The 13,740-nt window shown below is 49.7% G+C and carries 12 protein-coding genes and 1 pseudogene; 7 read left to right on the top strand and 6 right to left on the bottom strand.

What is annotated here, in order from left to right; genetic code table 11:
* Window positions 1-33: 33 nt before the first annotated feature.
* Window positions 34-914 (bottom strand): annotated as a pseudogene (locus DYH27_RS03175) (DMT family transporter).
* A complete protein-coding gene (locus DYH27_RS03170; RefSeq protein WP_025067615.1) occupies window positions 895-1,818 on the bottom strand; it encodes a DMT family transporter in 924 nt (307 codons plus the stop codon). The pseudogene DYH27_RS03175 and the gene DYH27_RS03170 overlap by 20 nt, the downstream one beginning before the upstream one ends.
* Window positions 1,819-2,671: 853 nt before the next feature.
* Between DYH27_RS03170 and DYH27_RS03165 the strand changes: the two genes are divergently transcribed.
* The 3 genes from DYH27_RS03165 (at window position 2,672) to DYH27_RS03155 (ending at window position 5,096) form a co-directional block, all read left to right on the top strand.
* Complete coding sequence (locus tag DYH27_RS03165; RefSeq protein ID WP_025067616.1) at window positions 2,672-3,448, top strand: dihydroorotate dehydrogenase electron transfer subunit; 777 nt, start codon at window positions 2,672-2,674, stop codon at window positions 3,446-3,448.
* A 168-nt stretch (window positions 3,449-3,616) separates the two neighbouring features.
* Entirely contained in the window at window positions 3,617-4,522 is a 906-nt protein-coding gene (locus tag DYH27_RS03160) for a dihydroorotate dehydrogenase (RefSeq protein ID WP_004354228.1), read from the top strand.
* 22 nt (window positions 4,523-4,544) lie between these two features.
* Entirely contained in the window at window positions 4,545-5,096 is a 552-nt protein-coding gene (locus tag DYH27_RS03155; RefSeq protein ID WP_025067617.1) for an isochorismatase family protein, read from the top strand.
* Between the two features lie 251 nt (window positions 5,097-5,347).
* On the opposite strand, the gene aroC is transcribed toward DYH27_RS03155, so the two are convergent.
* Together aroC and DYH27_RS03145 are read right to left on the bottom strand one after the other, a co-directional pair.
* Entirely contained in the window at window positions 5,348-6,457 is a 1,110-nt protein-coding gene (gene aroC, locus DYH27_RS03150; RefSeq protein WP_025067618.1) for a chorismate synthase, read from the bottom strand.
* Between the two features lie 21 nt (window positions 6,458-6,478).
* Entirely contained in the window at window positions 6,479-7,078 is a 600-nt protein-coding gene (locus DYH27_RS03145; RefSeq protein WP_025067619.1) for an FKBP-type peptidyl-prolyl cis-trans isomerase, read from the bottom strand.
* A 333-nt stretch (window positions 7,079-7,411) separates the two neighbouring features.
* Here DYH27_RS03145 and DYH27_RS03140 point away from each other — a divergent pair, with 333 nt between their 5' ends.
* From DYH27_RS03140 to DYH27_RS03125, 4 genes are all read left to right on the top strand, one after another.
* On the top strand, window positions 7,412-7,780 hold the full coding sequence (locus DYH27_RS03140) for a hypothetical protein (protein WP_004354255.1): 369 nt from the start codon (window positions 7,412-7,414) through the stop codon (window positions 7,778-7,780).
* Between the two features lie 481 nt (window positions 7,781-8,261).
* Entirely contained in the window at window positions 8,262-10,352 is a 2,091-nt protein-coding gene (locus tag DYH27_RS03135; protein ID WP_029216461.1) for a S8 family serine peptidase, read from the top strand.
* Window positions 10,353-10,480: 128 nt separating this feature from the next.
* Window positions 10,481-10,969, top strand: a complete 489-nt coding sequence (gene fldA / locus DYH27_RS03130) for a flavodoxin FldA (protein WP_025067620.1) — start codon at window positions 10,481-10,483, stop codon at window positions 10,967-10,969.
* Window positions 10,970-11,024: 55 nt separating this feature from the next.
* Window positions 11,025-11,384 (top strand): DUF2023 family protein, encoded by a 360-nt coding sequence (locus DYH27_RS03125; RefSeq protein WP_025067621.1) that lies wholly within the window; start codon window positions 11,025-11,027, stop codon window positions 11,382-11,384.
* A 225-nt stretch (window positions 11,385-11,609) separates the two neighbouring features.
* On the opposite strand, the gene DYH27_RS03120 is transcribed toward DYH27_RS03125, so the two are convergent.
* On the bottom strand, window positions 11,610-12,869 hold the full coding sequence (locus tag DYH27_RS03120; RefSeq protein WP_004354159.1) for a nucleotide sugar dehydrogenase: 1,260 nt from the start codon (window positions 12,867-12,869) through the stop codon (window positions 11,610-11,612).
* Between the two features lie 108 nt (window positions 12,870-12,977).
* A complete protein-coding gene (locus DYH27_RS03115) occupies window positions 12,978-13,703 on the bottom strand; it encodes a nitroreductase family protein (protein WP_004354219.1) in 726 nt (241 codons plus the stop codon).
* Window positions 13,704-13,740 lie beyond the last annotated feature (37 nt).

Here is a 13,740-nt window from a genome sequence, read left to right as displayed (position 1 = left end):
ACGGTTATTCAGACGTGTACAATTCTCCTGAGATTATTTATTCGCCACCGCTACACCCGCAAGTATCAACGCACTTCCGACATACGCAATGGCAGTCATGGGCTCGCTGAGAAAGACAGCGCTTGCAACAACGGTGGTGACAGGATTGAGGTACAGATAGTTCGAAGAGGTCATGGCACCGATTTTTCCAATGACCAATGTCCACAGGACAAAGCAGAGGAAAGAGGCAACAAGCCCGAGGAAGAGCAGGTTCAAGACAACCTTCGGCATCAGCAGCATGGATGGGGCGGCGGTCCATGGATCGAAGAAGAATGCCGGTAATACCGTCACAAGCCCGTAAAAGAAAATCTTACGTGTAATGAAAATGCAGAATAAGCGTGTGAAACCTTCCTCATCAGCAGAGAATAGACAGCCCAGCATACCGATGCCAGCAGAGCCAGCAGATCGCCCCATGGATTGAGGTGCAAGACAAGGCTGCCATTGAAGATGACGATTGCCACGCCCGCCAGTGCAACCAGCGAACCGATTATCAGTGGCCAGCGTGCCTTGATGCTTCTTACGAAGGCAATGCCAAGTATCACAGTCATCAAGGGAGCCGTGCAGACTATGAAACTGACGTTGTTGACATAGGTAAGCCCTACAGCATAGTTTTCAGCGAGAAAGAAGACGGAACCTCCCGTGACACCCAGCAGCAGCATAATCAGCTCATCATGCCATGTCCGGGAAAAAAGCCGGCGTGGCGAGATGAACCATATACAGATATAGGCGATTAGAAACCGGAGAAAGAAAATCTCCAATGGGGTCAGTCCGCTGTTGTAAAGGACTTTCGTATTGACAAAGGTCGTTCCCCATACGCCGACGATGACGGCAGCGAGGAGATGCCACAGGATGATGTTATTCTTTATGACTGGCATATTTCCGAAGCGGATTTGGTGAGGTTTTCCCTTTGGTGATAAGAATCAGTACAGAGGCAATGATGAGCACGAAACCGATGACGACAGCGGTAGTGAGCGGTTCGCCCATGAGCGTGATGCCGATGGCCATTGCTGTAAGGGGCTCGAAAGCACCAAGGATTGCCACGCTGGCAGAGTCGATCAGTGTAAGCGACCGCACAAGAGTGACGTTGCTGACCGTAGTCGGAACCAGCCCGAGAAGTATGAGCGAAAAAAATGATGCCCCGTCAGGAATACGCTGTACACCGCCTGCCGTGAACGAGGCATACAGGACAAGCAGGAGCATTGCCATGAAAAAAATATAGAAATTCAGCTTGAGTGCCGGGAGTCTTCGGATACGCATATGGGGAAAAATGACCATATAGATGGCATAAAGCAGCCCAGAAGACATGGCGAGGACTATCCCCCATACCGACTTGATGCCATCCATCTGACCGATACCCCCGAGAAAGAACACACCGGCAATTGCCAGAAAAACCGCCAGAGTTATACGCAACGTTATCTTCTCATGGAAGAACAGAATGAGCAGTATCTCCGTCCATACAGGATAGGAGAACAGCAACGTCGTTGCGACACCGCCAGGCATATACTCATAGCTGCTGAAGAGACATACCGCCGATACGGCATATAGGAGGGAAAGAAACATGATGCGCAGACCGTCTCCCCACCGGATGTGCAGGGTCTGCCTACGCCAGAGCAGAACTGCCATCATCGAGAGACAGCCGAATGCAAAACGGTAAATCAGTACAGACGGCAGCGACATACCCGCCTCCATAACCGGGATGGAGAAAAGGGGAATCGTTCCGAATGTGATGGCTGAAAGGGTGGCATAGCCATAGCCCTTTATGGTAGATGAATGGTCCACAACTTATTAATGTCTGGTAAACTGTAAACGGGTGCAAAATTACGCATTTTTCTGTAATTCCAGTATCGGTACTTGAATAAAATGTCATGTGCAGACTGCAAACATTATTGCTGGATATTGCTGTACAACTGCTTTCTGATGCCGACCTTCCTCGTTCATCCTGTCTTACGCAGACAAGAACTGCTCTTACAGCATACTGATTACCAGATAATTACAGACGGTGTAAAAAAGGAGTCTAGTTGCAACGCTATTAAACACTAATTGAAATCTGACAAGTGCTTAGTTGAGGATAAGTAGTGCTTGATTGAGGTCTTATCGGGCACCTTTGTAAAACGGTATTATACCTAACTGAACATCTGATGGTTGTAAACATACAATTTATCCTCTCTGCCTTCTGTGCTTAATATGTCAGACAATTTTCATGCAAAGATATTTCGAGGCCGGGAAAACAAGGAACCACTGGTTATCGCCTGCTTTTCCGTTTTTGTATCCCATCTTCTCCTGTTGAACTGATAGTCCCGGTCATCTATAAGGAGAATATGAAAGTCTGTATGTCAGATTTGCGTGTCTTCGGTTTTTGTTTCTTGTACAAACTTTTGTTTCTTGTACAAACACAGCCGTAAGCCTGTCGGCAAAGGATTTATTTCTGTTTTTTCCCCCAATCAGCTTTTAATCGGGATATTTTATCTAAATTTGCATAAAATAAGCTGCACTCGACAAACAGAGAGCAAGCTCTCTTTTGTCCTCGTTTGCATTATTTTTGCATAAAATAAGCTGCACTCGACAGATTGAAATTAAAATTTCCTCTGCCCTCGTTTGCAGTAATTGCATAATACTTAAAGGCAAGATAAAGATGAAGAAGTATGTCCTCGATTTGAAGGTATCTTCTGCGGAACGTATCAATGCAAGGAATGTCCTTATTAAGCTGACAGACGACAAGCCCCTTCCAGAGATGCTTCCCGGTCAATTCGTAGGGGTGAGAGTGGACGGCTCGCCTTCTACCTTTCTTCGCCGTCCGATTTCCATTAATTTCGTTGATCGTGACCGTAATGAGTTGTGGCTGCTTGTTGCAACCGTAGGAGAAGGTACGCGCACGCTCGCACGCCTGCACGAGGGAGATATGTTGAATTGTGTACTCCCTTTGGGCAATACATTTACGCCTTTGTCTCATCCTGCAGAGCGTATTCTGCTTGTTGGAGGTGGTGTCGGCGTTGCCCCATTGCTCTATTTCGGTAAGCAGATCAAGGAGGCTGGTGGAAGTCCCGTCTTTTTGTTAGGTGCCCGCACGGCAGCCGATTTGGCAGAGGTTCCGCTTTTCGAGAAGTATGGAAAGGTTTGCATAACTACGGAGGATGGCTCTGCGGGTGAGAAAGGCTTTGTGACGAATCATTCAGTCCTTTCAACCGGACCTTTTGACCGTATCTCCACCTGTGGTCCTAAGCCTATGATGATGGCTGTGGCACGTTACGCCCATCAGAAGTCTATTCCTTGTGAAGCATCCTTAGAGAATATGATGGCATGCGGCGTTGGTGCTTGCCTTTGTTGTGTAGAGAAAACCACAGAAGGTAATCTCTGTGTCTGTAAAGAAGGACCAGTCTTCGATACCCGACGGTTGTTGTGGGGGGAGTAAGGTGGATGGGACAGTTAGGATTATTGGCTTTATCGGATCCGGTCAGTTGGGTCAGTTCAATTAGCCTGACAGGGCTAATAAGGATGATTCTACACAAGCAAGAACTTTATGTGGAGGCAATAATCCTTATGAGTTAAGGTGTAATTATGTAAAAAAGATAATTATAGTATGGCTGATTTAAATGTAAAGATAAATAACTTACATCTCAAGAACCCTGTAATGACAGCCAGCGGCACGTTTGGTTATGGATTGGAGTTTGCTGATTTCGTACCATTGGAAGAGATTGGAGGCATCATTGTCAAAGGAACGACGCTGAAACCACGTGAAGGGAATGACTATCCACGTATGGTGGAGACGCCTCAGGGAATGCTAAATTGTGTGGGTTTACAGAACAAGGGAGTGGATTATTTCATCGATCACATCTATCCTGAGATAAAGGATATTGATACTAATATGATAGTCAACGTGAGTGGAGATTCCCCCGAATCATATGCTGAGACGGCTGAGAGGCTTGATGCCCTGGACAGTATTCCTGCCATTGAGGTCAACATCTCTTGTCCTAACGTGAAAGAAGGCGGTATGTCGTTCGGTGTTACCTGTTCCGGTGCAGCTTCTATAGTGAAGGCTGTTCGCCAACATTACCATAAGACAATGATTGTGAAGCTCTCGCCTAATGTCACGGATATTGCCGGTATAGCATGTGCCTGCGAGGATGAAGGTGCCGACTCAGTATCGCTGATTAATACATTGATGGGAATGGCGATTGACATTGAACGGCGTTGCCCGAAGCTGAGTATCCGTACGGGGGGGCTGAGTGGTCCTGCTGTAAAGCCCGTAGCAGTCCGTATGGTCAATGATGTTGCAAAGGCTGTGAAGATACCAGTCATCGGTCTGGGCGGTATTTCCACAGCCGAGGATGCCATCGAGTTTCTTATGGCAGGAGCTACCGCTATCCAGATAGGAACTGCAAACTTCATTGATCCGCAGGTGACGATTAAAGTGCGTGACGGTATCAACGACTGGCTCGACCGTCATGGCTGCCACTCGATCACAGAGGTAATCGGTTGTGTCTGATAATGTCTAAGGAAGATTGACGATGAAGAAAATGTTATTGGTAGTCGATCCGCAGATCGACTTTATCAGTGGTTCACTCCCAGTAAAAGGCGCTGCCGAGGCGATGGATGCACTGGCAGCGTATGTAAAGGCGCATGGTGATGAATATGCAGTGAAGATAGTCACTTCAGACTGGCACCCCTACCACCACTGTTCTTTTGCCGATGAGGGTGGGCAATGGCCGCGCCACTGTGTGCAGCATTCTGCAGGTGCGGCTATATGGGAGCCGCTGTTGGTGACCCTCAATGAGTCGAAAGGAGGTTTTACCTTGTTATATAAAGGCGACAGTATCCAGAGGGATGAGTATTCCATCATGCAGAATGAGGTGTCTGCAGACGTAATAAACCGGCTGGTCCGTGCCTTGGGGATAGAACAGATTGATGTCTGCGGTCTGGCAGGGGACATCTGTGTACTGAACACCGCAGAAGACCTGAAGCGTAGGGGCGGAAATACACGTCTGAACATCCTTGAGGCCTATGCTCCGTCGCTTGACGGCGGGTCGACGCTGAAAGCATTTATAAAGACCTTGGACTGAACCGTCCAGAAACAGTGGGCATCTCCGCTTTGTTGCGCAGGAAAGAATCTGCCAGGTGATGTTCTTGCGGTACTTTCAGTATGAAGAGGGAATGCTGGAATAAGATGGATTTCAGAGTCTGTCCCATAGGAGAAAACAGTCGGGTGACCTGGCCAGTCACCCGACTGTTTTTCTTTTTCCCCGACAGTAATATGCCTGAAGTGTCAGGGTTCATGACGGCAGTATGCCTGTATGTATTGTTCCGCTTCTATCTAAAGTCTGTTTGTCCTGCTTATCAGCAGTGTGTCAAGTATCGTCATGGCAGCCATGGCCTCAACGATGGGTACTGCACGGGGCAGGACACAGGGATCGTGCCGGCCACATACGGTCATTGTGACGGGATGCCCCTCTTTATCTACAGTCTGCTGTTCCATAAGCAGAGTCGCGACAGGCTTGAAGGCCACACGGAAGTAGATGTCTTCTCCGTTGCTGATACCGCCCTGTATGCCGCCGCTGTGATTGCTCTGGAGTCTGAGGTTTGGAGTTTGAGGTTTGAGGTTTGAGGTTTGAGGTTTGTCTTTGGCAGGCAGAAAGATGTCGTTCTGCTGACTCCCACGCCATGATGAGCCGGCAAATCCCTCGCCGTATTCAAATCCCTTTACGGCGTTGATGCTGAGCATGGCGGCACCCAGCAGTGCGTGCAGCTTCCCGAATTCCGGCTCGCCCAGGCCGGCAGGACAGCCTTTGATGACACAGGTGATGACCCCGCCGATGGTATCACCATCCTGCTTTACCTGTGCTATGAGCGTTTCCATTTCCTTGGCTTTCTCCGGGTCAGGACATCGGACAGGGTTTGATTCGATGAGACTGAAGTCGTATTGGTGGTAGTCTCCGCCGAGCCGTATATCGCCGACTTGAGATGTATAGGCCGTGATACTGATACCCAGCTGCCGCAGTACGAGTTTTGCCAGTGCGCCTGCCACTACTCGGGACAGTGTGATGCGTGCCGATGCACGTCCGCCCCCACGATGATCACGGATGCCATATTTGCTGTAATAGGTATAGTCGGCATGTGACGGACGGAAGAGGTTGCGGAGGTTGTCGTAGTCCTTTGAATGCTGGTTTGTGTTGCGGACAAGGAATCCGATCGGTGCGCCAGTGGATTTCCCCTCGAACACACCGCTCAGCAGTTCCACCCGGTCGGCTTCCTTGCGGTCTGTCGTGATACGGCTCTGCCCTGGCCGGCGACGTTCAAGTTCATGCTGGATGAAATCTGTGTCAATGGAGATGCCGGCCGGCATCCCGTCGACTATACCACCCACAGCTGCGCCATGGCTCTCGCCGAAGGTGGTCAGAGTAAAGAGTTTTCCAAATGTGTTCATAAGAATAGACAATGGTGGACTTTAGTGGCAGCCGCAATTGCCGCCGCAGCTGCCTTCACCGCAGCTGTTGCTTCCTCCTCCGCAGTTACAGTCTCCTCCGCAGTCTCCTCCACAACCGCAGTGGTGCTGGTTCATCCGTTCGAAGAAGTCCTTGACTTCCGCTTCGTCTGCCACACGGTTTTCGATGATGTGCCCACGGAACTGAAGGTCCTTTCCAGCAAGAGGATGATTGAGATCAACGGTCACCTTTTCGGCCGACACCTCCAGCACCTTTCCCAGGAAACGCTGTCCCTGTTCATTCTGCAGCGGAACGATGGCATCCTTGTATATATTCTCCGAGTCGAACACGCCATCATGAGAAAACGTCTCCTTGTCGAGTGCCAGTACGCTTTTGGCATCGTGCTCACCGTAAGCCTGCTCCTTGGGGAGCGAGAACTCGAAGTCGGTGTTCTTTCCGTATTTAACGATTTCCTGCTCGAAAGCCGGCAACGCCATCTCGCAGGCAGTATAAAACTGCATGGGTTTCTGTTCCTCTGTCTTCTCGATAAAATGTTCCTGACCGTTCTCTACACTGTATAGCTCGTAGCTGACTACGATGAGTCGGTGTGTACTGTTCTCCATTATTTTCTTTTTGATGTATAAAAACTTGTTTTCTGCAAAGGTAAGGATTTAAAATGAGAAAAGGGGGTGTACTGATTGTTTTTTCGTTTTCCGGTTCTTCTGCATACGTTCTGTAAGAACAGACGGATGTTGAACCGGATGTCTGCCGCTGATTTAAATCAAACGTCTTGACGTGTGTCAAAAATACAAGAGAAAACGGATAAAAAGTGACGGGTGACCATGTCATTTCCGAATTACGCTGTAACTTTGCAATCGAAACAAAGATAAAATTTACAATTAAGTAGGATAACAACGGGTTCCCTTCGGGCAGCTCATAATGATCAAGAAAGGAAAATGATTATGAAGAAGATTGTATTGACAGTGGTAGCGGTGATGAGTATGACAATGGCTTTCGCAGCTGGTGAGAACGACAACAACACTGCAAACGCCAACGCATATAAGTTCAATGTAAGTACATACGCTCTGAGCCGTGCTCTGAATCTGAACCAGGATCAGATTGACGTGGTCGAGGACATCAACCGTACTTTTGCTGCCGAGATGATGAATGCCTCTGTTGCTGACAGCTCTGAGCGTGAGGCAAAGGTGAACGATGCCATCAAGAAGGATCTTTCCTATATGCACTACATTCTGAACAACCGTCAGTATCGTGAGTACGTAAAGCTCCTCAATGTCACACTGAACAACCGCGGGCTGAACAAGTAAGCAGCCTGTCTCGTGCTTCCATAAGGAAGTCCATACGAAATATACAAAGGTCATGGGCCGGGAAAACGGCTTGTGACCTTTTTCATGTATCCGCCTGCTCAATGCGGTTACAGAGAGTCATCTGTTCCCGACCGGCTGGAACCTCTGTTCCCAACGGCTGGTACTCCAGTTCCCAATACCTGGTACTCCAGTTCCCAATGCCTGGTACTCCTGCTCCCGATTTGATCAGACACTTCTTCCTATATTAGCCGAATCGGCAGACACCTCCTTTATAAGTCTGTGGGATTGTCTTGCACAGGCGGAATATCCAAACTGGAATGATGGAACGGTCCGGCTTCTGCCTATGGGGTACATTTTGAAGTCGGATTCTGTGCGGGAGAAATTACTTTTCTTGCAAGATTCGTTTATTTTTCGTTCCTTTGCATCTGAAGGCGGACAGAAAGTCCCTCCTTTTCGTATCAGGCTCAATAGACAAAAGCAAATGAAACGTTTTCTGTATATTCTCTTTTGGGTGTTCCTGCCAGTCAGTCTCAGTGCCCAGCGCCCCCGCTACGAGAAAATGTCGCCCTTTGTGCGTGAGGCGATGACCTCTGCACTCACCGTACGACAGCTTACCCGGGGAGAGGGTGACGACAGGCTGCTGACGGCTTTCGTGCGCATTGACGGAAATGCGGCGGAAATATTGCACCGGCATGGCTGTAAGGAACTGGCCCGGATGGGGGACATCAGCATTGCCGCCATACCTCTGAGAGAACTCGGGAGACTGTCCTGCTGCCGGCAGGTAAGCAGGATTGAGACTGGAAGACGGTGCAGCGTACAGATGGATACGACACGTGTGGTTGTCAATGCAGAGCCTGTCCATGCCGGGGACGGACTGCCGGAAGCTTATACAGGACACGGTGTCGTCGTAGGCGTGCAGGACATTGGTTTCGACCTGACGCATCCCAACTTCTATTCTACGGACATGAGCCGTTACCGCATCAAGGCAATGTGGGACCAGCTGTCACGCGACACACTGGGTTCAAGCCTTTACGTCGGGCGGGATTACGTCGGGCAGGAGGCCTTGCTCGGAATCGGCCATGCCGTTGACGGTGAGACGCAGACACACGGCACGCATACGGTGGGGATAGCGGCCGGCGGCGGAGCGGAGGGAAACGGGGTGGTTTCGCCTTATCGGGGCATGGCCTGCGATGCTGACCTGGTATTGGTCGACAATGCGGCGGACAATGCCTCGCTGATTGATCCGAAGGACTATTACAAGTACACCTACGCCACGGATGCGCTCGGCTTCAAGTACATCTTCGATTATGCCGACCGCCATCACCAGCCCTGTGTCATCAACTTCAGTGAGGGCAGCCACCAAGACTTCCATGGCGACGACCAGCTGTATTACCAGCTGCTCTCCGCCATGACAGGGCCGGGACACATTATCGTCTCGTCGGCAGGGAATGACGGGGCGAAGAACACCTACATACATAAACCGGCAGGACAGGAACGTGCCGGGGCATTTGTCAAGGGCAACCCGAACAGGGTCGGCTGCACGGCAAAGTCCGGAAAACCTTTTGCATTCCGGCTGACCTTATATGATAAGGCGGACGCCCCTGTGGTGCTGGAGGTCTCTACGGCGGATGTCTGTGCGGCCCGCGACTCGCTTCTTGCCGACTCGGCGGTGATAGACGGGAAGAAGTATGTGTGGCGTGTGCAGGCGTATCCCAACTGTTACGATTTCGGTGAGATTGCCTATGACTTTCTGCTGGGTTGTGATTCCGGTGTGGGTAACAGTCCCTATGTCTCCCTTCAGGTGATGGGCAGGGATGCCGATGTGGAACTTTACCGGATGTCGGGATATCTGTTCCCTCACACGCTCGACCCGGGACTTGACGCGGGAGACTGCAGCCGCACGGTCTTTTCGCCGGCCAGTTCGCCCGACGTAATCTGTGTCGGTGCGACTGGTTACCGCACCAGTTTCGTCAATTATCTCGGCGAACGGAAAGTATATGATAATGGTCAACACGGTGTGCGGACACCCTTCTCCGCCATGGGCCCCACGCTGGACGGCCGCACGAAGCCCGATGTCATGGCACCGGGACAGAACATCATCTCTTCTTACAGCACTTTCTTCATCAGCAATCCGAAGAACATAAACGGTCCTGTGCAGAGCGACGTGCGCCACTTCGATTACAACGGACGCACCTATGCATGGAATGCCGATGCCGGTACGTCCATGGCGGCGCCGGTCGTGACGGGTGCCATCGCACTGTGGCTGCAGGCCGATCCCCGGCTGACACCTGCCGACTGTCTGGACATCTTCTCGAAGACCTGCACGCATTATGACACGTCGCTTGCCTATCCCAACAACCTCTATGGATATGGACAGATTGATGTTGAGGCCGGTTTGCGCGAAGTGCTGCGTAGAAAGGCAGCGGGCATCAGGGAGGTTGACGGTCATGGGAAAAACAGGCTGACAGACGCACGCATTTATCTTCTAGATGGCCGGTGCGCAGGCACTTCTCAGGAGGAACTCCCCAGAGGAATATACATAAGGAACGGCAGGAAGTTTGTAAAACGGTGATTTCCGCTCCCTAAAAGTAGGTATTTTTCATAAACCATCATTTTTAGGTATTGCAGGTAATGTTTTTTCATCGTATCTTTGCAGACGTAAAAATAAATAAACAAGAATATTAAATCAGTAACAGAAATATGAAGAAGACAATTGTTGTTTACGGTTCATCAACCGGTACATGTGAAAGCATTGCAAACACCATCGCCGAGAAGCTCGGCGTTGAGGCCATTAACGTTGCAGACTTCTCGGCAGAGACAATAGCAGAGAATGACAACCTGATTCTCGGTACTTCCACATGGGGTGCGGGTGAGCTGCAGGACGACTGGTATGATGGTGTCAACGTACTGAAAGGTGCTGACCTCTCCGGCAAGACCGTAGCGATTTTCGGTTGTGGCGACGCTGAAAGCTATTCTGACACATTCTGCGGCGGCATGAAGGAACTCTATGACGCTGCACAGGGAGCGAACATCCTCCCAGGGGTGTCAACTGACGGTTATACCTTCGACGACAGCGAGGCTGTTGTAGACGGCAAGTTCGTCGGCCTTGCCTTGGATGATGTAAACGAGGGCGACCAGACAGAAGCACGCATCGACGCATGGCTGGAAGAAATCAAGCCGGCACTGTAAGACGGATCGGACTGCTTGCATTATAACTTCTTCTTACAGTAGGGGAATGACGATGATGACAGATATGATGACCGCCGACATGAAGGTGCTGATGAATCACATCTACGAGTACCAGAAGGGAGTCAGACAGATGGTTCTGTACACTTGCAACAAGAAGTACGAATCATTCGCTACGCTCCGGCTCGAACATCAGAACATCCCTTACCTTATCCAGCCGGTGGGGCACGACCGCATGAATCTCTTCTTCGGTCGCAAGGAATGTCTTGATGCCATCCGGCTGATGGTGACGAAACCTCTCAACCAGCTCTCGCCGGAGGAGGACTTCATCCTCGGTGCGATGCTGGGTTATGATATACGTGTGCAGTGCGAGCGGTACTGCGAGCGCAAGTGTCGTACTTGCAAGTGTGCGACATAAGCCATAATTATTAAATGATAATCTTGTTCGCGAAATAAATTATTTCATAATGTTTTTGTATTATAAATGGGCTTGTTGTGAAACAAGCCCTTTTAGCGTTTAAGACTTTCCCCTATAAAAAAGCACCCAATGGTTGCTCACTTGGTACCATAGCAAAAAGAAAAATGAAACAAGCACCAAATGAGTACTCATTCAGTGCTTGTTCTTTTATGGATGAAAGGAGAATTAATCCCGTCTGAATATATCTCTTGTATATACTTTCTCTTTCACATCGTCAAGACATTTATCGTAGCGGTTGGCGATGATGGCATGGCAACGCTGCTTGAAGGCGGGAAGGTCGTTGACGACAAGGCTGCCGAAGAAAGTGGCACCGTCTTCCAGTGTCGGCTCATAGATGATGACCTGTGCTCCCTTGGCCTTGATACGCTTCATCACTCCTTGAATAGAACTCTGGCGGAAGTTGTCACTGTTCGACTTCATTGTCAGGCGGTAGACTCCTATGATACATTCCTTCTCTTCATCTGGGTTATAATCGCCCCGGTCATAATAGTCATAATAGCCTGCTGTGTGCAGCACCTGGTCGGCAATGAAATCCTTGCGTGTGCGGTTGCTTTCCACAATCGCCTGAATAAGATTCTCGGGGACATCCGCATAATTGGCAAGCAGCTGCTTCGTATCTTTCGGCAGGCAATATCCGCCATAGCCAAATGATGGGTTGTTATAGAAAGATCCGATACGTGGATCAAGGCAGACACCTTGGATAATATTCGAAGTATCAAGTCCCTTTACTTCGGCGTATGTATCCAGTTCGTTGAAGTAACTTACACGCAAGGCCAGGTAGGTATTAGCAAAGAGCTTTACAGCTTCTGCTTCGGTAAGTCCCATGAAGAGGGTAGGGATGTCCTGTCTGACGGCTCCTTCTTGTAACAATCGGGCAAAGAGATGCGCCGCACGGTCGAGTCGCTCGTCGCCGTCCGGACGGCCGACGATGATACGGCTGGGGTAAAGGTTGTCGTAGAGTGCTTTGCTCTCACGCAAAAACTCTGGTGCAAAGAGGATGGTGTCGCATTTATATTTAGCCCGGATGTTCTCCGTATAGCCTACAGGGATTGTCGACTTGATCACCATGACAGCATCTGGATTCACCTTCATTACCACCTCAATGACCTCCTCGACATGACGTGTGTCAAAGTAGTTCTTTACCGGGTCATAGTTCGTCGGTGTGGCAATGACGACGAAGTCGGCATTCCTGTAGGCCGCCTCAGCGTCCAACGTCGCCGTGAGGTTCAGTTCCTTTTCGGCCAGATACTGTTCGATATAGTCGTCTTGGATTGGGGAACGGCGGTTGTTGATCAGGTCGACCTTTTCCTTTATCACGTCGACAGCCACTACCCGATGGTGCTGGCTTAATAACGTGGCAATGCTGAGACCGACATAGCCGGTCCCAGCAACAGCAATTCTCAAGTCTTTTAAGTCCTTATCCATTGTGTCTTGTTCAGATTATCTGCAAAGATACGTTTTTTCTTTGAAAGGTATAACAGATGAGAATAAAAACTTCTCTTCCCCTTTATAAAGGCAGACAGGGCCTGAAGCCTAAACCGGATGGTAAGTTTCTTCAAATGGACGGCGGTAACGTTCGCCCCAGACACCGTCCGGCATACGGACACCACAGGTAATGACCATGTTGATTTCTGTATCATAAGGCAGATGCAGAGCCTTTTTCACCAGCCGACTGTCAAACCCTTCAAGCGGACACGTATCATATCCGGCCTCACTCATTGCCAACATGAAAGTCTGGGCAGCCAGGGCACAGCTCTTGTGTACGCTGACACGTATGTCTCCTTCGCTTACCTGGCGCATTATGGGACGGAACAGACCTATGCACTGCGCCAGGGCTTTGCGGAAAAGTCCCAGCAGACCGAAGAAGCGCGAATAGACAAAAGGAATCAGCTTCGTATAATACAGTTCCTGCTTCCTGATGCGTTTCCCCTGCTTTCCGGCTGGACTGTTGCTTCTGACATTGTCCTTCTCAAATGCAAATACTGCCTGTGCGTGCTGCCTGTATTGGTCCTGTCGGGTGACAAATACGACAATCTGCTGTGCCGAACGTGCTGTCAGCTGGTCCAGACAGGCATGAGACAATTTCTCCAATACATTCTTGTCCGTGACATGATAAGCTTCCCAAAGCTGCATATTAGAACTTGTCGGAGCTAAGGTGGCCTGTTCTATACACCTTTTTACAACCGCATTGTCGAGCGTTTTGTCCGGGTCGAAATGCCTGACAGCTCTTCTGTGGTTTAAAATTTCCAGTAAACTCATAATTTCTCAATAAACTTTAATCCGTATAAGCCTTTTT

Source organism: Prevotella denticola (assembly GCF_900454835.1).
GTDB lineage: Bacteria > Bacteroidota > Bacteroidia > Bacteroidales > Bacteroidaceae > Prevotella > Prevotella denticola.
This window is presented reverse-complemented; position numbering and strand designations above follow the sequence as displayed.

Excerpts from the sequence above, each read along its gene's own strand:
- DYH27_RS03165 (WP_025067616.1), top strand. The coding sequence starts at position 2,672 with ATGAAGAAGTATGTCCTCGATTTGAAGGTATCTTCTGCGGAACGTATC.
- DYH27_RS03160 (WP_004354228.1), top strand. The coding sequence starts at position 3,617 with ATGGCTGATTTAAATGTAAAGATAAATAACTTACATCTCAAGAACCCT.
- DYH27_RS03155 (WP_025067617.1), top strand. The coding sequence starts at position 4,545 with ATGAAGAAAATGTTATTGGTAGTCGATCCGCAGATCGACTTTATCAGT.
- aroC (WP_025067618.1), bottom strand. The coding sequence starts at position 6,457 with ATGAACACATTTGGAAAACTCTTTACTCTGACCACCTTCGGCGAGAGC.
- DYH27_RS03145 (WP_025067619.1), bottom strand. The coding sequence starts at position 7,078 with ATGGAGAACAGTACACACCGACTCATCGTAGTCAGCTACGAGCTATAC.
- DYH27_RS03140 (WP_004354255.1), top strand. The coding sequence starts at position 7,412 with ATGATTATGAAGAAGATTGTATTGACAGTGGTAGCGGTGATGAGTATG.
- DYH27_RS03135 (WP_029216461.1), top strand. The coding sequence starts at position 8,262 with ATGAAACGTTTTCTGTATATTCTCTTTTGGGTGTTCCTGCCAGTCAGT.
- fldA (WP_025067620.1), top strand. The coding sequence starts at position 10,481 with ATGAAGAAGACAATTGTTGTTTACGGTTCATCAACCGGTACATGTGAA.
- DYH27_RS03125 (WP_025067621.1), top strand. The coding sequence starts at position 11,025 with ATGACAGATATGATGACCGCCGACATGAAGGTGCTGATGAATCACATC.
- DYH27_RS03120 (WP_004354159.1), bottom strand. The coding sequence starts at position 12,869 with ATGGATAAGGACTTAAAAGACTTGAGAATTGCTGTTGCTGGGACCGGC.
- DYH27_RS03115 (WP_004354219.1), bottom strand. The coding sequence starts at position 13,703 with ATGAGTTTACTGGAAATTTTAAACCACAGAAGAGCTGTCAGGCATTTC.